The following is a 21,203-nucleotide window of genomic DNA, read 5'->3' on the forward strand; positions in this document are numbered from 1 at the left end:
AATCTATACCACTACCTGATGTTTCCCGTATCAAATTTCAGAAGAGACTAAAGCAGGAGCGCATATGGAGATTAAGGACAAGCACACGATTTACGAAGGGTTTTACGCTTTCCGGAAAGTAGTTCTGGAAGACAAGGGCGAGACGTTTGAGCGGGAGCAGTTTGAAAGCGGAAACGCTGCTGCTGCCCTGGTTTACGACACCCGGGAGGAGCAGTATATTTTTGTGAAGCAGTTTCGTTACAGCGCCGAAATGGAACTGGTAGAAGTGGTGGCGGGCGTAGTGGACGACAGCAACCCCAAAGAGACCATAAAAAAAGAAATTGAGGAAGAAACCGGGTATGCGGTCGACAAGCTGGAGCATGTCTGGGATTTTTTTAGCTCGCCCGGCGCCTGCACCGAAAAAGTGTTCCTGTATTATGCCGAAGTAAGCCGTAAAAAAAATGCGGGCGGCGGAAAAGACGAAGCGCACGAAAACATTCAGCTGGTTACGCTGGAACTGGAGGAACTCCTGACTCAGAAGTGGTATGACGCCAAAACTATAATTGCCGTGCAGTGGCTGGCAGCACGGCACCAGGTATTCCTGAAAAAGCCGGACGTACGACTTTGACTTTTGGCTGTGCTGCTTGTGTTGTTACATCGCCAGTAGTTTTCACAAGGCTGCCCCCTTCACCATCTCAAACATACCGGATGCCACAGTTTCAGCAGCAGAGGCTAAGGTGGCTGGTGCAGCAGAATTTATATTACCTATACAGTACCTCCTACTTACGACTTCTATTCCCTGGTCCGTTTGTGTTTTTCTGCTAAAAATCATCTGCATTACAATTAGCGGGGCAACCGCACAGACAGGCCTGTAGTCATAAAAAAATAGGGTGCGCTTTTAGTGAGGTTCCAGCCAAGTGCTACATCAAGCTGCAGATTGGGTAACAAGAAGAACAGAACTCCTCCATCTGCCTGATGTTGTGCTGCTTCGCCTTTTTCTTTCTGTCCAAACACCTCTGCAAAACAAGTAAACGTGTCCGACAACTCATAACTGGCAGAGGCTGTATAGGCTGGTAAAGACACCCCTTCCAACCGGTTGTAAACCAGGTTATAAGCCAGATCCAGTTTTTCTGTTAGTTCGTTTGTAAACAGAAGCCGGAACTGTGGTTCCGGCTTATCAGGTGACATCCTTTTGTTTCCGGTTGGCAGTGTAACTCTTGCAATAAAGGACGCCTCTGGCCGCCATCCTGCTCCTGTCCAAAGTTTTATCTTCGTACCTAGAACTACCGGACCTACGCCGCTTACTCTTCGCCTCGTTCCATTTTCAAAAACAGAATCTTTGATAGCTGCCAACACATGAACTTCTGCCCACTCTAAAAGACCAATCCGCATATTGGCTGCAGGATAGTTATGTGTTTTAATGCTTTGCTCCTGCAGCCTGTCCTTTTGTACTAAATAGCCCGTTTCTATCTGTATGTTACCTTTCGGGACTAAAGAAGAAGCTTCCGTCTGATCCGGACGATCTGTTTGAATTTTATCTTCAGCCTGCTGTGCAAACGCACTACCGGCACAAAAGAACAGGAGGTTACCACATACCAGCAACCATACATATTTTATCATATTTCATTCATATCGCATACACAGCACTTATACGGGCACAATTCAATAAAAGTACCCATAGCCTGAAAACGACCTGTTTGCCCGGATAGTTAAGATTTACGAATCATGACAGTCATGCTCATGCCTGCTGTATTGGCAACTGAGAATAACCGTAGTAACCTTATAAAGAAAATGAGTGGATTGCTGAAGAAAAAGAAAAGGGAGCCATTCATAACTTTCTGCAACATTTCCAACACGATGACTCCCTTATCCATAAAATGGTAAAAATCATTCCTGGCACCCATTCAGAAATGATACTACCAATAATCACCCGGATATGTACAGAATTTTACCTTTACCAATATTACGATAATCAATTTATGTAACCCCTGGTATGGTAACAGCTCAACCAACTAAAAGCTGCTCCTGCAAAAGATTCTTCTGTAAATCCGTTTGGAGGCATATACGTTTTCCTGTTCCGCTGGTCTACTAAAACAAGTCAAAATAGGTAGTTGTTCTTGACATTTCAGTATTTACTACAGGATACCTAAGTAGTAATCCCCAAATAGATAAAACTGTGGTAGTCAGTTATTTTTTGTACAAAAATATTTTAGAATAAAATTATTAGCTTTTCTACAATTGTACAATAAAAATATAATACTATATTTGGCCACATAAATATTAATTCTATCCTTTTTTATTTCTGCTGGAGTTTCGCCGGTAAATTATACTTTCCAGGCTGCAAAAGCGCTTTTGCCTTATTTTTCCTTATTTATTACCAAGTATTTAGCATTTTACAAAATCAATAACAAATCAACCTTTTCAATTGAAGACAAACATGAAGAAACTTATTTTTGCTGCTTTACTGGCAGTTTGCGGGGCAGGTAGTGCTTTTGCGCAGACATCGCAGGGGAGTATTGCCATTTCGGGGAATGTAAACATTTCTGCTACAGATAATGAATCCACTTCCTTTGATCCTGCTGGTCAGCAGACAATAACCATCATTGGTAAAGGTGCAGGGGTATATGTTACTCCAAGTTTTGGATACTTTATTTCTGATGGTTTGGAAATTGGAGCTAGTTTGGGGTTGAACTATTACTCGAGTAAGTCAGAAACATACAACTCTGCATCAAAAATGTATGGGGTAAATCTTTCCCCGTACTTGCGAAAGTATACCCAACTACTGGACAGATTAATGCTGCATGGCACAGGTTATGTCCTGGCAGGAAAAAATAAGTATATTACAGATCCGGGCGATAACCAACACGAGAACCACGAAACTGTGTTGGAGGCAGGCATTTATCCGGGGCTAACTTACTTTGTTACAGACAGGTTTGGCATCAATACAAATTTTGGCTCATTAGCATATAAAAGAATTACAACCAAGCCAGAGAATGGAATGGGCAAAAATGTTGAAAAAGATTTCAGGGCTAATCTTTCGCTTTCTACTATAACATTTGGATTAAGTTACTTCATATCCCGCTAACTGTAACTGCCATGATAAGACTACTATTAACAGCAATTGTTCTGCTTAGTTGTACAGCTAACACAATTGCGCAAATTCAGGCGGGCACAAAAGTTGTAAGCGGAAGCATAGGTTACAGAAACTCTAGCAAGGAAAGCAAGGGAATACCAAGCAATAATGTAATAGCTCTTAATAAAACAACGAATAAGCAGCAGCATTTATACCTGGCGCCAAGCTTTGGTTACTTTATTACAGAAAACTTGGAAGTAGGTGTGGCCTTCCAGTTCCAGAACCGCACCCACATAACAAACAATCACTTCACTTACTCCAGAGAGGAATTAAGTAGACCCTATAGAAAAAAAGTACAAGTCTATTCTTTTAGTTCTTATATCGAAAAGTATTTTTTCATGTCAGAAAAATTTGCTTTCCTGGCTATCGCTTCGGCTGGTTTTAATCAATACAATGATGAATCGAAGCATAGTGGTTTTAATTTTGACGAAAACGGCAGTATTCAACTTTTAGAGCAAAGTGTTACGAGTAAAAACAGAATTTATTCTGCAGCATTATCACCTGGAATTACTTACTTTGTTTCAGAACGGATAAATTTACGAGCTATACTTGGAGGTTTACGATATATCCGTGATGAACATACTAATAAGTATAACTTTGAAAGTAGTTATAAAACCAATCAACTTATTTTAAGTCTTTCGCCACAAGACTTCAACGTTGGCATGGGCTACTTCTTCAGCCGCTAACTCCAACACCAAAAAGCGCCTGGCTCAACAGAAGTCAGGCGCTTTTGATTTCACCCTCCCCTACTCCAACCTTACAATAATCCCCTCATCCCCACTCAGCGTAATGGTGTCGCTGATGCTGGTACCTTCGCGCTCCGGGTACGTGCTGCCAACAATCAGGCCCTTGTAATGCTCATGAGCTGCTTTAAAGTAGCAGGGACGGTGGCTCAGGTTCAGGAGAACCAGGAAACGCTGCTCGCCCGCCTGCCTGATGTAGGCAATCATCTGGTCGTCGGCATGCACGGGAGCGTACTCGCCGATGTGTAAGGCCGGCTCGTCCTGGCGCAGCTGTATCAGCCTCCGGTGGAGCGAGAGCATCGAAAACGGACTCCCCTGCTGCTCGCTTACGTTCACCCTTCTGAAATATTCCGGCAGCCGCAGCCAGGGCTTTACATTGGAGAAGCCAGCGTACTCGCTGTTGTCCCACTGCATGGGCGTGCGAGCCGGGTCGCGGCTCAGGTATTTGTCCGGGATGTTGAGCCCCTGCGGGTCCTGCACTTCTTCGGGCGGAATGGGTACGTCGCGCATGCCTATCTCGTCGCCGTAGTAGATGGTGGGCGTGCCGCGGAGGGTAAGCAGCAGCATAGCCGCCACGCGGGCCTGTGCCTTGCCCACCCTGCTGGTGATGCGCGGTTTGTCGTGGTTGCTCAGTACCCAGTTGGGCCAGCCCTCCGGCGGCAGCGCGCCTTCATACTCCGAGATAGCGGCCGCCAGTAGTTTTGCATCCCAGGGCAATGCGAGCAGCTGGAAATTGAAGGGCAGATGCGCGCCCTGGTTCTCGACACCATAATACGCAACGAGCCTGGAAATGGGCAGGTAAATTTCCCCGATCATCACCCGTTCGTCGTACTGGTCCATCAGCTCCCGCATCATCTTTACAATATCGTGCACTTCGGGCTGGTCGGTGGAGTAAATGGGAAGCAGCTGCCGGTAGGGCAGCTCCAGTGGGTTGTAGTCGGGGTTGGGCGGGTTGTCGCGCAACTGGCTGTCTTTGATCATGTGCCACATCACATCTACCCGGAAACCGTCCACGCCCTTGTCGAGCCAGAACCGCATCACATCGAGCATAGCCTGCTGCACCTCGGGGTTGCGCCAGTTCAGATCGGGTTGCTTTGTATGGAAGGCGTGGTAATAGTACTGCTGCGTGTGCTCGTCCCACTCCCAGGCACTGCCGCCAAACACGCTGAGCCAGTTGTTGGGCTCGGAGTTGTCGGGCTTGGCATCGTACCAGAGGTACCAGTCGCGCTTGGGGTTGTCGCGCGACGACCTGGACTCCTGGAACCACGGATGCTCGTCGGAGGTGTGGTTGGGCACCAGGTCCAGCAGCAGCTTCATGTTGCGCGCGTGCACCTGTTTCAGCAGCTCGTCAAAATCTTCCAGGGTACCGAACAGCGGATGGATGCCCCGGTAATCGGAAATATCGTACCCAAAATCCGCCATAGGCGACGAGAAAACAGGCGAAAGCCAGATGCCTTTTATGCCCAGCCACTGCAGGTAATCCAAACGGCTGGTGATGCCGCGCAGGTCGCCGACGCCGTCGCCATCACTGTCCTGGAACGAGCGGGGGTAAACCTGGTAGATAACACCCTCCTGCCACCAAAGATGCTTTTTCTGATTCTCATTCATCCTGCTTATCGTTTAGGAATCTTACATCGTACTACTTGTGCTGTTTTTACGTTGCTGCAGCTGCCACCACAGCCACTGCTACTGCTTTTTCTTCAGTTCGTTCACCCGGAACCACCGGTAGCCATAGCCTTCGAGGTAAATTTCGGTCGTGTGCTCGGCGGTGGGCTCATAATCGGTGTCGCAGAAAATATCCACAAACTGGCGCGGATGAAACTTACGGGAGGTGATGGAAAACCGGCAGGGCTTGGAAGAAAGGTTATGGGCAAACACCAGGCCATTGCCTTCCCAGTCGTAGGAATGCACCAGCACCTGGGGCAGGCTTGCCTTCACAACCTTAGGCGTGCCCCAGCCAATTTCCTTACAGTTCTTCCGGATCAGAATCAGCCGCTTCATCCAGTTCAGCAATGAATTATCGTCGTGCAGCTGCGCTTCCACATTCACCTGTTTAATGCCGAAAGGACCTGTTGTAACGGGCTTCCGGAAGAGCTTTGAAGTTGGAGCTGATGAGAATCCGCCGTTCGTGCTGCTGTCCCACTGCATGGGGGTGCGTACGCTGGTGCGGCCCGGCAGGTCCAGGTCTTCGCCCATGCCAATTTCGTCGCCGTACACGATAAGCGGGGAGCCGGGCATGGTAAAGAGCAAGCTGTTCACCATCTCGAGGTGTTTCCGGTCGCCGTTCAGCATGGGTGCCAGCCGCCGCCGGATGCCCCGGTTAAAAATGCGCATCTCCGCTTTGGGTGCGAAACGCTTAAACACATCCTGCCGCTCCTTTTCCGACAGGCGCTCCAGGTCAAGCTCATCGAGGTTTCGCAGAAAGTTGGCCCACTGGCAACGGTAGTGCGGCAGCGGCCTTTCCAGGAATTCAGCCACATGTTCCGCTTCTTCGCGGGCAAGCGCCAGGAAAATATAGTTATCGAGCAGGAAGTTGAAGAGCATGTTGATGCGGTCGCCCCTGCCATAGTAGAAGCCCAGCTTATCGGGCGTTACATCAGCCTCAGCCAGCAGAATAGTGGAAGCGCTCTTTTTAGTAGCCGTTTTCCGGAGGCTTTTCAGAAAGGCTGCCGGGCGTTTCACGCTTGTCCCCGGTGTGCCTTTCCCGCTCAATAAATGTGTTGCCGCATCTACCCGGAAACCGTCAATCCCAAATGCCAGCCAGAACTCGATGATGGATTTTATCTCCTCCTGCACCTCGGGGTTAGCTACATTCAGGTCCGGCTCAAAGCTGTAGAATTTATGGTGGTAATAAGCTCCCGCCCGCTTTTCGTAAGACCACACGCTGCTTTCCTCACCCGGGAAAATGTTTTCGGTTTCCTGCTGCGGTTTCTCTTCGCGCCACACATAAAAATCATGAAACTTGGAGGTGGTATCCATGGTGCCGGCCTGAAACCAGGGATGCTCATCGGAGGTGTGGTGCACGATCAGGTCGATCAGGATGCGGATGTTGCGTTCCCGGGCAGCAGCCACAAAATCGGAAAAGTCCTGCAGGCTTCCAAGGCGGCTGTCGATGGAGTAGTAGTCTTTCACATCGTAGCCATTGTCGCGGTTTGGGGTGGCGTAAAAAGGCAGCAGCCAGAGGCAGGTAACGCCCATTTCGCCCAGGTAGTCGAGGCGGCTGGCCAGTCCTTTAAAATCACCCGTACCATCCCCGTTCCCGTCCTGGAAACTCTCCACATCTACGGCGTAAAATATCGCATCCTTATACCAGAGTTCATCCATGCTGTTGTTGCTTTACGTTTGCTGTGGCGCCTTAAAAATTATCCTGTTCTGCTACTCTAACACAAAACGGAAAGGCTCCGGCAAGGGTTATATAGCCCTAAAATAATACAAAGCGCCTGCCACCACACCTGCTGCACACGTAAAGTTCTGCTGCAGCAGCCACCATTCCCGCTGCTCCTGAAACAAAAACACAGCATGCACACTATATATGGCAGAACAACAGCAACAGCTTTTTACAAATGAAAAAAAACAGGTACCTGGTTCTCCTCTTTCTCCTGGTGTGGTGTTGCAGCAGCTGCGGCAACTTCCCGAAAGATCCTGAAAACACGCTGGAGAACGTAACAAACGGCACCCTGCTGGTGGGGTATTCCGAAAATCCGCCCTGGGTTGTTGCCTCAGACAGTGTGCCCACCGGTATAGAACCGGAACTGATCAAGGCCTTTGCCACAACAATCAACGCCAAAGTAGCGTGGCAAAACGACACGGAACAAAACCTGTTCGAAGACCTGGAGAAAAAGAAAATCCACCTGGTAATTGCCGGCATCACCAAAAGCAATCCCTGGAAGAAAAAAGTCGGTTTAACCAGGGTGTATGTACAGCAGGGGAAAAAGAAGCATGTGATAGCAGCCATCCGGGGCGAAAACGCTTTTATCGTGCACCTGGAGCGGTTCCTGTACGAGCGTGAACAGCAACTAAAAAAACGTGTGCAGCATGAAGAAGTTAAATGATTTTGAATACCCCGACGAGCTGAAGCAGGACTTCAAAAAAGCCAAACGCCTCGAGTGGCTTACCATTGCCTACCTCATCTCCACATCCCTCGCCATCTATTTTACCATGGGCAACTCGCAGGCCATGAAAACGGCCTGGTTCGAGGATCTGCTCAGCCTCACCCCGTCCGTTTCTTTTCTGATTGCCTCGCATATTTTCCATAAGTCACCTAACAAAGATTTTCCGTACGGCTACCACCGCGTCACCAGCATCGCCTACCTGTGCAGCGCATTGGCGCTCTTTTCCATCGGTGGCTTCCTGGTGATTGACTCGGTCATGACGCTGATCATGACAGAACATGCCACCATTGGCACCGTGGTAATTTTCGGGCACCAGGTCTGGCTGGGCTACCTGATGATAGCGGCCCTGCTATGGGGAACATTTCCGGCTATTTTTTTAGGGAAGAAGAAGTTGCCGCTTGCCGAAAAGCTGCACGAAAAAAACCTGTACACCGATGCCAAAATGAACAAAGCCGACTGGATGACCGCCGCTGCCGCCATTTTCGGGGTGCTGGGCATTGGCATGGGCTGGTGGTGGGCCGATGCCGTGGCCGCGCTGGTGATCTCAGCCGATATTGTGCACGATGGCTTTGTCAACTTAAAACAGGCTGTGTTCGACCTGATGGATGAGGTGCCCAAAACCGTGGATAATCAGAAAACAGACCCGCTGGTCGACCAGATAAAAGACACGCTGGCCGCAGAAAGCTGGATCAAGGACTTTAACATCCGCCTCCGCGAGGAAGGGCACATTTACCTGGGCGAAGGCTTTGTGATCGCAAACCAGGACGATAACCTGACGCAGCTGGTGGAAGATGCCGCCCGGAAAGTGCAAAAGCTGGATTGGCGCATACAGGAGTTCCTGATCATGCCGGTGAAAAAGCTCCCGGAGAAAGAGAAAGCCTGAGCAGACGTAGAGCAAAACACTTACTCCGACAAACAAAATTTTCAAAAGTAAGATGAACACAAACTCCGTCAATATTATTGTAACAGTTTTAGGAGGCCTTGTTCTGGTGCTGGGACTTGGTTCCAAAAAGCTGGAGAAAAGCCCCTTTCCTGCCACCCTGCTGGCCCTGCTGGTTGGTATTCTGGTTGGCCCGGAAGTGCTCAACCTGATAGACCCGGAAACATTAGGCAACAAATCTAAAATAATGGAAGTTGCAGCTCGCCTGGTGCTGGGTATCGGGCTGGTAAGTGTGGCGCTACGAATTCCGAAGATGTTTCCGCGGCAGAACTGGGGACAGATGCTCACCCTGATTGGCGCAGGCATGGTGCTCATGTGGCTTACCAGTTCGCTGCTGGTTTACCTGATACTTGGTGTCCCGCTATGGGTGGCGGCCCTGATAGGGGCCATCCTTGCGCCTACCGACCCAATCGCTGCAACGCCTATCGTTACGGGTCCGGTTGCCGAGAAAAACATCCCGGAAAGAATCCGGAACGCTATCTCGTTTGAATCCGGTGCAAACGACGGACTTAGCTATCTGTTCGTGTACCTGCCGCTCCTGATGCTGACAAAACCTTCGGATGAAGCGCTCTCTCACTGGCTCACGCACACGCTCCTCTGGGAAGTGCTAGGGGCCACAACATTTGGGTTACTGCTGGGATTTGTGGCAGCAAAGCTGCTCCGGTTTGCCGAGAAGCATGACATGATACTGGAAAACTGGCGGCTGGTATACACGGCTGCCTTAGCCCTGGTTGCCGTTGGGGCAGGCAAGCTTATCCATAGCGATGAGGTGCTGGTTGTGTTTGCAGCTGGAATAACCTTTGTGCAGATTGTGAACGAGGAAGAGCGGGGAGAAGAGGAACACGGGCAGGAGGCCATGAATCGCTTTTTCGCTATCCCTGTTTTTGCCCTTCTGGGCACGGCCATTCCCTGGAGCGGCTGGTTCTCGCTTGGCTGGAGCGGCATCCTGCTCGCAGCTGCCATACTGCTGCTGCGTCGTCCGCCGGTGTTGCTGTTACTTAGCTTTTTCCTGCCAGACCTGCGCAACAAAAAGGATGCTTTATTTCTCGGTTGGTTCGGGCCAATAGCAGTAGCTGCCATTTATTACAGTTCTTTAGCAGAACATAAGTTAAAGAACCCGCTTTATTGGGATGTGGTAAGCCTGATTATCTGTGCTTCGGTGGTCGTACATGGTATGAGCGCCACTCCGCTCACGCGCCTGTATGGCTCCAAAACAGGCCTGAAAAAAGCACACAAGACGGCAGGCAACTAGCAACAATGCTTTCCAACATGCTTTTGCTGAATCCATTTACTCTTTTGGCTTTAAGGAAGCAGAAAAACAACTCCTCCGCTTTGGTGTCGTACCAACAGAAAACTTTAAAACTATGAATGTAAAGTCTTCGAAACTTCCGCTCTACGGTGCCCTGGTGGCTAACCTGGCTATTGCCATTACAAAGTTTATCGCCTCCGGCCTCAGTGGCAGTTCCGCCATGTTATCAGAAGGGATACACTCGCTCGTAGATACAGGCAACTCGCTGTTGTTGCTGCTGGGGCTGCGCAACAGTCAGAAACCGGCAGACGCCTCGCACCCCTTCGGGCATGGAAAAGAGCTTTACTTCTGGTCGCTTATTGTAGCTATCCTGATATTCGCCGTTGGTGGCGGGATGTCGATGTACGAAGGCATTACGCACCTGCAGCATCCCGAACCCATTGCAGACCCGACGCTGAGTTACATCGTTATTGCCCTGGCCGTGGTGTTCGAAGGAATCGCCTGGACCATGGCCTATAAGAGCTTCTCCAAAAGCAGAACCGACAAAAATTTTATCCGGGCCCTCCGCGCCAGTAAAGACCCCGCCACCTTTACAGTCCTGTTCGAAGATACGGCCGCCATCCTGGGACTGGTAGTTGCCTTCCTGGGCATTTTCCTGAGCCACCAGCTCAACAATCCCTTATTCGACGGACTTGCCTCTGTTGTAATTGGTTTAATACTGGCTGCCGTGTCGGTGTTCCTGGTGATTGAAAGTAAAGGGCTGCTGATAGGCGAAGGCGCCAGCCGCCTGGTGGTGGAAAGTATCAGCCGCTTAACCACCTCCGATCCGGCAGTAGCACAGATTGCCCCGCCGCTTACCATGCACATGGGCCCTTTTGAAATTCTGCTGGCAATGGATATAAAGTTCAAAAGCGAACTATCGGCTACCGAAATAGAGAAAGCCATTGCCCGGCTCGAAGCCGCTATCTTAAAAAATCACCCCGAAGTAAAGCGCATCTTCATCGAAGCAAAATCCATCACCTCCAAAAGTGCAGGAGCAACCTCCGCAGGTGTATAATTTTTAAAAGAGCTCATCCGGAAAAAAATACAGAAGAACGTGTGAACAACCTGGTAGCAGACAAAAGCAAGCAGCGTCGCCGGCGGTACCGGCTGCTCTACAAACTGGAGGCATCGCTGGAAGCGCCTATGTTTCTGCTGGCCCTCCTCTGGCTGGTGTTCCTGGTAATCGAACTCACCCAGGGACTATCCCAAACGCAGGAGCATATCGTAACGGCCATCTGGGTGCTGTTTATTTTTGAATTTGTGCTCAAGCTCTTCCTGGCGCCGCGCAAGCTAGCTTACATCAAACAAAACTGGATAACCCTGCTTGCCTTGGTCATTCCGGCTTTCCGGGCCTTCCGGCTGTTGCGGGCCATCCGGCTACTACGCGCCACCCGCGTTGCTTCCACCACTAAATTTGTCAGGGCCCTTACTTCCACGAAGCGTTTTATTTCCGATGTGCAGGAAGCGCAGGGACCCGCCCCTACCCCTGAAATGAACGTAGGCATCCTGGTGGCGCACACGCAGGCACTGGACAAAGAAGGTATGCAGGGTTTCATAGACCAGCTAACCCGCGATGTGCAGCAGGAAATGCAGCAGGCGATGGGGCTGCAGTGGAACTTTCATGTAACGGAGCCCAGCGTGCTTACCTCCGATTCCCCCAGGCGCCCCTCCGATTTCCTGGAAGATGCCAGCCTGCGCATGGCCGAAGGACCGTACGACCTGGTGGTGGTGCTTACGGATGTGGCCCTGATGTCACGGCGCAAGCGCGTGGAGGCAGGCCTGGCCTCGCCCGTAAGCCGGGTGCTGGTAATTTCTACCCGCAAGCTGGTAACGGCCCCGCGTGGCAGGCCGATGCGTTCCATCACCTCCGAGGCCGTCAGGTGGAACGGGGGAGCCTTGTTGCTGCACCTGCTGGGGCACGTGGTCGGTCTGCGCCACCGGGAGCTGGACAACAGCCACATCATGAAGCCCTTCGAGTTCCGGGAAGACCGTACAGCCTTGCCACGCTTCACCCCGGCCGAGCAGGCGCTGCTGCGAAAACGGGGCGAGCGCATGCCCGAGCGCGAATTGCGTGGCGGCAACGTCATGGAAAGCCTGATTTTTCATGTGCTGATGGCCCTGCGCCACCCCATGGATGTGCTGCGCCCCCTGCTGCGCAACTGGGCGCCGTTGCTGCCGCTGTCGCTGCCAGGCCTGGCTACCGCTGCCGTAGCCCCATCCGTATTGCTTGTATTTTCGGCGGAGATGTGGGATGTCGGGCTGAACATGCCCAATCGGACGGTTATTATTTTTACCATCATCAGCATCCTGGCTGCCAGTTTTTACCTGGTACAGGTGCAGTCGCTGTTCCTGCCGCGCGAAGAGAAGCGGGTGCTGACCGAACATTTAGCCGTTGCCAATACCGTTATTTTCCTGAGCATTCTGCTGGCCTGCATTGGTTTGTTTGTGCTCGTTGGCGGCCTGATGCTCCTCACGGAGCTCTACATTTTCCCGGAAGGCTTAATGAAAACCTGGCCCACCCTGCTGGACCAGCCTAAGATTAATCTGACAGCCAAGATACGACTGGCGGCTTTCATCAGCACGCTGGGTGTTTTAACAGGCGCTTTAGCCGGCGGCCTGGAAAGCAGAACCGTTATCCAGCACCTGGCCCTCTTCCAGGACAAGCCCTGATTTATTTTGCTGCTCCAGCCACCACAGCCACTGCACCTGTTAACTTTAACTAAATCCGGCCGGCGGTGCCTGGCGCACTGCACAGCGCTTCCTCCAGCTCACGCGCTGTCAGGCTGCCCCAGTACCGGCTGTAATCCTGCTCCTCTATTGGTTGCCGTAACGGCTCCAGTTCGGGTGCTACCTGCTGCAAGGCTTTCTCCAGCGCCGCAAAAGGCCTGTAGCCCACCACCAGCACGCCTTCCCCGCTTCCTTCACGGCGCATGGTCAGCGTCGGGAAACGGCTGATGCTGTGCAGGCGAACCTGTTGCAGGTCGTCTTCAAACGCTTTCCGGGCTGCTTCGCCGCTCATGTCCTGTTTAAGTTGGCCGATATCGAGCAGCTCCGGTTGCTCCTGTGCCAGCTCCTGCCCTACCTGCAGCAGTACCTCCCATTCCGAAATATTTTGGCCGTGCAGCATAATGGCCTCCCGCACCCGCCGCAGGTACACCTCCGCCGCCACCGGCGACTGCAGTTCGGCAGCCTTTACGGCAATGCAGGCCGGGTACGACGACTTGGGCGGTTGCTGAAACCACACCTTGTCCTGGATTGGCATACCGGAACTGTACTTGGCCTCCATCCACAAGGGGCCCATCTGCAGCGGCCTGGTGATGGCGTTCATAGGATCGTTGTAATTGTCCCAGTTCGGGATAAGGCCGCCCATGCGGTAGCGCCATTTCACGTGGCCCTGGTACAGGTAGCGCAGCTTGCGCCACTGCGGCTCCAGTGCCCAGCTCCAGCAGCAAAGAGGGTCGGTGTAGTATGTTATCTCCACCGACCCTGCCTGTTGTTTGTTGCTCTTTGGTTTGCTTTCTTTATCAGTCATAGGTTATCTGTTCGTTCTTGGCTACGGGCGTTTGTGCGGGTACTCGCACCTTTGGTTTTCCCGGCTTGGTACGGCGGCTTTTACTTTTTCAGATGGCACCATGAATGGCCCTGGCAGAAGGAGAACTGCCGCTTTCTTTTACCTGCTCGCGGGCACATTCCTCTTTTTCGGTTGCCATACTTACATGTTCGGGCTCTTGTGCTTCATCTTGCCCATGCCCATCAGGGCGCCTATCAGCCCCCCTAAAGCTATACCTATCACGGCTCCCACGAAAATACCCACAGCAGTACCCGAAGTAGCATACTGCCCCAGGTCGCGGATGGGCCAGGCGCCGGAAGAAATCATGTAGCCCACAAAGCCAAGTATCAGCCCGAAAACGATAGCCCAGATGATGGCCATTTTCAGGATGGCGGAATGGTACACCGCGTGCCCTTCCGGGTCGTAATTGGTGTAGCCTACAATTAAGTCTGCGTCTTTTTTATCGGTATGGTTGTTCATTTCTTCTGTAGTGTGTCTGCTTCTGAAAGCGGTTTAGCTGCCTTTGGATTCTTGAACGGCGACAGCAGGAAATCCACTTCCCGCTGCGTAGCCTCTGATACCGTACCTGTATCACCGATAATCCAGGCATAGTTCAGGATGGTTTCCTGTGGCCCTGTCGGGAAAGGCTTCACCATGGTCAGGTATTTGTTTACGGCCTGGGGCACGCTGTCCTGCGCCACCAGCAGTATAGGCCCGTGCTTGCCCATGTGCCCCAGCACAGCCGCCGGTATCATGCCCAGCATGTTGTCGGCGTTGCCGATGATAAAGTTGTGGCCCGCCTGCGCAATGCCCCAGCCCAGGCTTCGCTGCTCCCAGTTCCACCACCAGCCATAGTTGCGGCCATAGTCTTTGTAGCCGGCATTCACGGTGTTCGAAGCGTACACGTTTTCGCCAAAGATTCTCCTGACCAAACCGTAGCGGCCCAGCTCCCTGGCAACTTTGTCCGATATCACGTCCGGGCCGCCGGTCAGGTAAATGTAGGAGCCGTGGTCGCCGGAGCGTCTTTTCAGTATGCGTTTGGTAGCTTCCGGTATGGAGTCTTTGTACACCCAGGCAAAGCCCTTACCCATGTGCGCGTTCCAGCCCATGGCCCCGATACCGTGCTTCAGCGCGTCCGGGTGGTCCAGGGCAGACATAATCACTTCATCCGGGTGATCAGACTTCAGGGCGCCCTGCCAGCGGTCCAGGATCTCAGCTAGCTGTACCGGGTTGTCGGCATAAAACGTCCTGACCTTGTAGCCCAGAATTTCCCGTACCTTGTTCACCTCAGCCTCCGGCACGTTCACAGCGTACACATCTATCCGCCTGTCGTTCAGCACGCCATCCGGCTTCAGCCGTTTCATCTCGCGCAGGGTGGCTTCGGATACATGGTTGTCTTTGGTCAGGTACATCAGCGGCGCGTTTACGGGCATGTGCGTAATGCTCTGCATGGCTGTGAAGGCAATAATCTCATCCTGCGGAACAAGTATAATGGCCCCCACCGCATTGTCTTCACGGGTAGCGGGGTAAACGGTCTGCGTTAAAAGTATCGCCTGCTCTTCGGGCGTTCTGCCGGGCAGCCTTACCGTGTAGGCCGTAAAGCTGGCCTCGTTCTGTAAAGGCAGGCTACCGGCGCCAGCAGGTCCTTCGGTTTTGCCGCAGGAACTGAGCACAGCAAGTATAGCAAGCGCGTATATATAGCGTAATCGAATCATACGTTTCCGGGTTTTAAGTGAGAACGGATCATGAGCCAGTTAAGCGGCCATGCTACCAGAAAACCGGCAAAAGAAGCCAGCCACATTACCCCGAACCAAAGGATGTCGTCTTCCTTCGGCATCATCGGGATGTGGTACATCATCGTCCACCAGGCGGTTGTCATCATGCCTAAACTCACGGCGGCCATACTTAGCGCTGTGGTTTTAAAAGCCATCATCACCAGCTTTTTCTTCGGCATGTCCATCATCATTTCCTTCATCGGGTACTGCACCATCGGCACCACAATAAGCACCGTCAGCACATACATGGCAATCATCATGATCGGCATGCCGGCCCCGAGCCAGAAGAAAGGCCCCTCTATCCACTCCGGGAAGAAAATCGGGAAACCGAACCAAACGAACAGGAAACCGACCGCAATCATGGTAGGCGCGCCGTAGCCAAAGCCCATGGCCGTAGCGGCGGCGCTTTGTATGTTCTGCGGACGAAGCCAATGCCACATGCCCTTTTCATCTTTATAGGCTGGGCGGCGATAGGAGTTCAGGTATAGGATTGGCCCGAGTACAGGCAGCACCAGCGAGGTCATGGCCCAGGCGATTTTGATGGGCATGTGCACCATGTGCAACGTATAGGTGCTGTGGATCATCACGAAAATGGCCGAAGCAATGCCCAGCACGATGAGCATGATGGCCAGGGCCTCCATATAGCCCATCGCAACCGGACCCATACTTGGGTATTCGGCTTTCTCGATGGAGAAGTCCAGGCGGCTCTGGGCGGCATAGCTCACATCATTGCTCACGAGCCAGAAATGCTTGAACGGCCCCTCCGACGGCGATACCATCCAGTCGGTGCGCTGGCTCCAGACGTAGCGGTCCAAAGCAGCGGGTAGTCCGCCTTCGTCACCGGCGTACAGCAGCGAAGCATTGTTACTGACGGCATAAGGCAAAGCAGCCAGTCCTTCCAGGGCGTGTTTGGGTGTAGTAACCACATAGTGGAAATAGCCGGTGCGGCGGTTACGTACGCGGCCCCAGCCAAACTCGTAGGCATCGTCGCGCATCTCCGCAATTTTTATGGCATGGTCCGTCAGGTCTTTGCCCGCTACACGTTCGGCATCTTCAAAGTTATCTTCTATATCAGATGGTATCAGCTCCTCCGGCCCCACAATAAACGCTTTTGCATTACGGTACTGCGTTGCGTTCTGGCCGGTCAACTGGCCGTTTTCGGCAAAAAGCACCGGGGAGCCATAGTAGAAGGCATAGTAGATGGCGGGCAGGGCCCATTGTAAAGCCTCTTTGCTGCCGCCCGGCAGCACCAGCACGTGGCGCGGGTTATCGGCTACTTTTATACTTTGCGTTACAAACGCCTGCCAGTTCTTTTCGGACGGCGCCATGTCCGCCACCTTTGCCTCCTCGTAAGGAATGGCCGTTTTCAGGTACTCGTGCAGGTCGGTGGCATTTTTGGCCACTACACGGGTCACGTTTTTGGTGTGTGCGATCATGCGCCCTTCCATGGCTCCTTTCTCCGTCCAGTGAGCTACTTCCAGGTCTTCCTTCAGCACATTCAGAAGGCCAAACCCAAGTATGAGCACCACCAAAAAAGTCAGGACCGGATATGTCCACTTCATAGTTTATCTTTTTAGTTCAACACAAAAATGAGCAGCCAGATCAGGCCACCCATACCTATTGCCTGGTACACAATGGCCAGCCACTTCTGCATATGCTGGTGCTTTTTTTTCTGCGAAAAAAGCATAAAGCCAACCAGGGCAGCCACCGCAAAAATCACGATGGTCGCAATCTGTTTTTCAGGTTTATCGGTGATGATGGCAAACAGGATCAGGAGCAACAGCCCCAGGGCAAAGCTCCCGGCATGCAGCATCAGCAGCTTTTTCGGAGCCATCTTCCCCTGCAGCACATGCGACAGCAGCAAGGCCCCCACCAGCATGGCAATAAAGAAGAATATCGTAGCGGCAACGGCCATAGTTTATATGTTTGGTTTATACTTGTTTAAAAATTTGTCAGTCTATCTACTGCTCTACTGCTCTTCGGGACATGCTTGTCCCGAAGCTTTCTGAAGGGGACATCCTTGTCCCCGTATCCTGCAAAGCTTAATCCGCAATGCTTGTCATCCCCCTATCCCATCCCAAGCTAATCTTGTAGGGAAAAACTTACTGCTTCAAGTTTCCAACTTGGAGCTTTTTATGACGAAAGTTTTCAACTTTCGTGCCTGCGCAGACCAGTTTTTATAGCCACGCAAGTTGAAAACTTGCCCCAATGGAAGCTCCAAGTTGGAAACTTGAAGCAGTATAACTTTATTTTGAGCAGCAAAAGCAATGGTCGCAGCTGCAGACAAATTTTCCCTTCATTATTAGCTTTTCAGTGAGCAGGAGGATGATTTACACCCACGAGCTATTACTCCCCCTTACTCACCTTCCAGAGCACACCGGTAAAGGGCATGGCGTTCATACCGGTGTCGTCAAACTCTACCACACCGAAGTCCACGATGTATAATGCGCCATCTTTGCCCCACTCCATCTGCAGCGGACGCTCCAGGCCGCCGGTATTTTTTACGGAAGACGGAAGGCTGTTCTTGTTATAGATAAAATCTTTTGCCTCGCCTGTTTTCAGGTTTACCTGCTGCACCTTAAAGCCCGGCCAGTTATACTTTACGCCCGTTGGCGCGTTTTCCTCTTCAGGCATTCCTTTGGGTAGTTTTGGATGATACTCCTTGCCTTTGAACTCCGGCACGATGGTACCGAACTCCGCCACCAGTATGTCCTGCTCCGGCACACCGAAAGCGCTGTTGCCGAACACCATGCCCTGGGCTGCGCTGTGCACCGGCAGCAGCGCGATGGGCTGGCGTGGTTTGTCTTTTCCCTTCAGCAGCTTGCGGTGCGTCTCCTCGGTCAGCACAAAATCCCATCTCTTTTCTTTGCCACTAAAGCGTTCGTCTGTGATCGGAATGCCGCTGAAGAAATCGGGCCAGCCGTACCACTCGCCCTGCACGATTTCATACACCGGCTCATAGTCGAAGTATAAACCGCGCGGCGGCATGGGGTTAGCGCTGTTCATGGTGGTGATGAGTTTGCCATCGGGGGAGAAGCGGTAACCGAAGCTGGAGCGCAGCCCCCAGGCAATGCGCTTGATGTTATTGCCGTCCAGGTCGCAGCTGAAGAAAGCGCCGTTGCAGACTTCCTGTCCTTTTATCACCTGTCCTGCCTTTGTTTTCTCGCCGAGCTTCACGTACACGCCTGTCTCCAGCGAGTCCGCGTCCACGATGGTCATTTTATCGGTGGGCACCCAGAAGTTCTTGCCTGTCAAAGTCACGTCCTCGCCGGGTATCTCGCGGGCTTCGGGTTTATTGAAATCGTTGATCACCTCTACCCAATGCTTTTCCTGCACACCTGTATTGCCTTGTGTGGACAGGAAGAAATACATTTTGCCGTCTTTAAAGATCGGTTTGGCATTCAGGAACTCGCCCCAGGAAGGCAGTCCGTTGATGATGGTCTCAAACTCTCCTGACTCCAGGTCGTAGGTGGAATAGCGGCTGCGGTGGGAGATGTATAGTTTGCCGTCGTGGTAGGTAACGCCGGTCAGCGGCGGTATCAGGCCTTCTTCCATGTCTTCGGAAGACGCCTTGTTTTTGATGATGTTCATGGGCACCACTTTGTCGTAGAGCACTTTGGTGGTACCGTCGGGAAGCAGCTGCAGGATGCGTGCCTCCGGTGCCCGGTCCGGTTTGGTGCCGTAGGTATGGCCGCCTGCCTCGGCGATGTAAGTATTGCCCTTGTCGTCGAAGGTCACGTCCACGGGGTAGCTCAGGCCTTCGGCAACAGCTTCTATCTTCATGCCTGCCGGCAGAACAATGGCCGACGGGTCTATTTTGCGCCGGCTTTCCTGGTGTACCTCCTGCACCGCCTCCTCTTCCTCATCGCCGCGCGTCTCTTCTTTGCCCGAACAGGAGAATAACAGCACGGCAGGAAGCGCCATAACGTAAGCCAGGTACTTTACTCTGGAAGCCTCATTTTTTTTCATCTGATAAAATTTGTGGTTTTTAACTCACCAATCACCTTTCAGGCGCTTGGTCACATTTATTTTTTGCCCCCATAACACTACCTCCACAAGGTATACTTGCTACACATGAATAATGTTAGATATATTCATAGGTATGAAGCGCCCCTTGTAGTTCCTGGTTATTCAATGCGATATACTTTACCTGTTTTCCCGGTTGGCCCTTCGTTGTCATTCCCAAGCAAATACAACTCCCCGCTGTTGTCCTGGCCAAAGCTTAACAGGTAGTGCCCAAAGGCGTTGTTGGGCCTGTTTTTGAAGTGCAGTTTGCGGTACTGCCACGGACCTGTATCACCGGATACTTTCGCAGCGAAAATAGCACCGCTTGGTTTGCCGTGGTGTTGCGTCCAGACGCCGAACAGGTAGTTTCCGTCAAGTCCTTCATACTTCTGCCCCCTGTACACGCAGCCGCCCACACCCACGATGCCCAGGCCCTCCTGCGGGAAACTCATGGAGTTCTTAAACTCTATCACGGGGTCAGTAAATTTGGTGCCCAGGCTGTCCTGGTCCGGGCAGTCCGGTAAGGGGTTTTTGTTATCGGCGGCATTGAAGCAGCTGGTGCCTTCCTTCACGTTCCAGCCATAGTTGGCGCCTTTCTTGATCACGTTCATCTCCTCGTACAGCACCTGCCCCGCATCGCCGGCTATGACCATCCCTGTTTCTTTGTCAATTGAAAAGCGGTACGGGTTGCGCAGGCCGTAGGCATAAATCTCTTTCATGCCCTTGCTGCCGTCGGCAAAGGGATTATCGGAAGGAATACCGTACGGAGCGCCGCTGTTCACATCGATGCGCAGGATGCTGCCCAACAGGTTCTGCTTCAGGTCCTGCCCGTTGCCCCCTTCGTTCTTCTTATACCAGTCCGCCACGTGGCCCGTGCCGATGTCGTTTTTGTTGCCGCCGTCGCCTAGGCTGATGTACAGGTAACCATCCGGACCGAACATAAGCGTGCCGGCGTTATGGTTATCCTGCGGCTGGTCCACGTACATGATCACCTTTTCTGAACCTGGGTCAGCCTTTTCCATGTTGCTGCCGCTTGCCGTGTACTGTGCTATCACGCTGGTGTTGTTAAACTCCTTGGGCGCCTCCTTGCGTAAAGGTGCGCTGTAGTACACAAAGAACCTCCCGTTGCGCTTGAACTCCGGGTGGAACGCTAGCCCCAGCAGCCCCCGTTCCTCATGCTCCTGCTTTAGCTTTACGATCTTACTTTTGATATCCAGGAAAGGCGCTGGCTGTAGGTTGCCGTCCTTCACCACGCGCACCTCCCCTACCTGGTCCAGTATAAACAGCCTGTCGTCATCCACCGGCTGCGTCAGGAAAACAGGGGAAACAAGGTCGGAGGCAATGAGTTGAAGTCCGACGGAGTCCACGGAAGCCTGTTCGGTAGTGGCGGTGGCGGTATCAGCTGTATCAGTTGTTTCTTCGGAAGAAGGTGAGGATGTACAGGAATAGAAAAGCAGCACACCCAGGCAGGTGTATAGTAAGTTTTTTCTCATAGTCAGTTGCGTTCGTTAATCCAAAAGTACTTTAAATCAGCAAGTTTTATAAACAGACGGTGTAGCTTGCTTTATAGTTACACAGGACTTTGTTGCAACGAGTCTGTCCTTTTCAAGATTTCTCTCTTAGAGCTGGTTTACGTTATTTTATAAGCCACAGGTATTCCCCTCTGTCGCAACAG

18 protein-coding genes are annotated in these 21,203 nt (G+C 52.0%); 8 read left to right on the forward strand and 10 right to left on the reverse strand.

Features of this window, described 5'->3' with window-relative positions:
* The first annotated feature begins 64 nt into the window (after positions 1-64).
* Positions 65-607 (forward strand): NUDIX domain-containing protein, encoded by a 543-nt coding sequence (locus DCW36_RS03485; RefSeq protein WP_114779577.1) that lies wholly within the window; start codon positions 65-67, stop codon positions 605-607.
* A gap of 215 nt (positions 608-822) precedes the next feature.
* Here DCW36_RS03485 and DCW36_RS03490 read toward each other — a convergent pair whose 3' ends face one another.
* The gene (locus DCW36_RS03490) at positions 823-1,599 is read right to left on the reverse strand and encodes a transporter (RefSeq protein ID WP_114779579.1); all 777 of its coding nucleotides are present in this window, start codon (positions 1,597-1,599) and stop codon (positions 823-825) included.
* A gap of 817 nt (positions 1,600-2,416) precedes the next feature.
* Here DCW36_RS03490 and DCW36_RS03495 point away from each other — a divergent pair.
* Both DCW36_RS03495 and DCW36_RS03500 read left to right on the forward strand, forming a co-directional pair.
* Positions 2,417-3,064: an outer membrane beta-barrel protein gene (locus tag DCW36_RS03495; RefSeq protein WP_114779582.1), complete on the forward strand. Its 648-nt coding sequence runs from the start codon at positions 2,417-2,419 to the stop codon at positions 3,062-3,064.
* An 11-nt stretch (positions 3,065-3,075) separates the two neighbouring features.
* On the forward strand, positions 3,076-3,798 hold the full coding sequence (locus DCW36_RS03500; protein ID WP_125185197.1) for a hypothetical protein: 723 nt from the start codon (positions 3,076-3,078) through the stop codon (positions 3,796-3,798).
* A 60-nt stretch (positions 3,799-3,858) separates the two neighbouring features.
* Here the strand turns inward: DCW36_RS03500 and DCW36_RS03505 are convergent, their stop codons facing one another.
* Positions 3,859-5,463 (reverse strand): alpha-amylase family glycosyl hydrolase, encoded by a 1,605-nt coding sequence (locus DCW36_RS03505; RefSeq protein ID WP_114779584.1) that lies wholly within the window; start codon positions 5,461-5,463, stop codon positions 3,859-3,861.
* Positions 5,464-5,541: 78 nt separating this feature from the next.
* Positions 5,542-7,179, reverse strand: a complete 1,638-nt coding sequence (locus tag DCW36_RS03510) for an alpha-amylase family protein (protein ID WP_114779586.1) — start codon at positions 7,177-7,179, stop codon at positions 5,542-5,544.
* Positions 7,180-7,418: 239 nt separating this feature from the next.
* Between DCW36_RS03510 and DCW36_RS03515 the strand changes: the two genes are divergently transcribed.
* From DCW36_RS03515 to DCW36_RS03535, 5 genes are all read left to right on the forward strand, one after another.
* Entirely contained in the window at positions 7,419-7,907 is a 489-nt protein-coding gene (locus DCW36_RS03515) for a transporter substrate-binding domain-containing protein (RefSeq protein ID WP_114779588.1), read from the forward strand.
* Positions 7,891-8,850, forward strand: coding sequence for a cation diffusion facilitator family transporter (locus tag DCW36_RS03520; protein ID WP_114779590.1), 960 nt, complete (start codon positions 7,891-7,893; stop codon positions 8,848-8,850). Before DCW36_RS03515 ends, DCW36_RS03520 begins: the two co-directional genes overlap by 17 nt.
* Before the next feature lie 52 nt (positions 8,851-8,902).
* Entirely contained in the window at positions 8,903-10,159 is a 1,257-nt protein-coding gene (locus DCW36_RS03525) for a cation:proton antiporter domain-containing protein (RefSeq protein ID WP_114779592.1), read from the forward strand.
* Positions 10,160-10,271: 112 nt separating this feature from the next.
* Positions 10,272-11,213, forward strand: a complete 942-nt coding sequence (locus DCW36_RS03530; protein WP_114779594.1) for a cation diffusion facilitator family transporter — start codon at positions 10,272-10,274, stop codon at positions 11,211-11,213.
* A gap of 41 nt (positions 11,214-11,254) precedes the next feature.
* Positions 11,255-12,868 (forward strand): hypothetical protein, encoded by a 1,614-nt coding sequence (locus DCW36_RS03535; RefSeq protein ID WP_114779596.1) that lies wholly within the window; start codon positions 11,255-11,257, stop codon positions 12,866-12,868.
* A gap of 49 nt (positions 12,869-12,917) precedes the next feature.
* Here DCW36_RS03535 and DCW36_RS03540 read toward each other — a convergent pair whose 3' ends face one another.
* The 7 genes from DCW36_RS03540 to DCW36_RS03570 all read right to left on the reverse strand — a co-directional run bounded on the left by DCW36_RS03540 (position 12,918) and on the right by DCW36_RS03570 (position 21,021).
* On the reverse strand, positions 12,918-13,730 hold the full coding sequence (locus DCW36_RS03540; protein WP_114779598.1) for a DsbA family oxidoreductase: 813 nt from the start codon (positions 13,728-13,730) through the stop codon (positions 12,918-12,920).
* A gap of 180 nt (positions 13,731-13,910) precedes the next feature.
* Positions 13,911-14,228 carry a hypothetical protein gene (locus DCW36_RS03545; protein WP_114779600.1) on the reverse strand — a complete coding sequence of 106 codons (318 nt, stop codon included), beginning with the start codon at positions 14,226-14,228 and terminating at the stop codon, positions 13,911-13,913.
* Positions 14,225-15,463 carry a cell wall-binding repeat 2 family protein gene (locus DCW36_RS03550; RefSeq protein ID WP_125185198.1) on the reverse strand — a complete coding sequence of 413 codons (1,239 nt, stop codon included), beginning with the start codon at positions 15,461-15,463 and terminating at the stop codon, positions 14,225-14,227. Before DCW36_RS03550 ends, DCW36_RS03545 begins: the two co-directional genes overlap by 4 nt.
* Positions 15,460-17,085 (reverse strand): DUF4396 domain-containing protein, encoded by a 1,626-nt coding sequence (locus DCW36_RS03555; protein ID WP_114779604.1) that lies wholly within the window; start codon positions 17,083-17,085, stop codon positions 15,460-15,462. The genes DCW36_RS03550 and DCW36_RS03555 overlap by 4 nt, the downstream gene beginning before the upstream one ends.
* Before the next feature lie 11 nt (positions 17,086-17,096).
* Positions 17,097-17,438 (reverse strand): hypothetical protein, encoded by a 342-nt coding sequence (locus DCW36_RS03560; protein WP_114779606.1) that lies wholly within the window; start codon positions 17,436-17,438, stop codon positions 17,097-17,099.
* Between the two features lie 431 nt (positions 17,439-17,869).
* The gene (locus tag DCW36_RS03565) at positions 17,870-19,492 is read right to left on the reverse strand and encodes a hypothetical protein (RefSeq protein WP_125185199.1); all 1,623 of its coding nucleotides are present in this window, start codon (positions 19,490-19,492) and stop codon (positions 17,870-17,872) included.
* A 158-nt stretch (positions 19,493-19,650) separates the two neighbouring features.
* On the reverse strand, positions 19,651-21,021 hold the full coding sequence (locus DCW36_RS03570; protein WP_114779610.1) for a PQQ-dependent sugar dehydrogenase: 1,371 nt from the start codon (positions 21,019-21,021) through the stop codon (positions 19,651-19,653).
* Positions 21,022-21,203 lie beyond the last annotated feature (182 nt).

The organism is Botryobacter ruber, assembly GCF_003347595.2.
In the GTDB taxonomy this organism is placed as follows: Bacteria; Bacteroidota; Bacteroidia; order Cytophagales; family Hymenobacteraceae; genus Pontibacter; species Pontibacter ruber_A.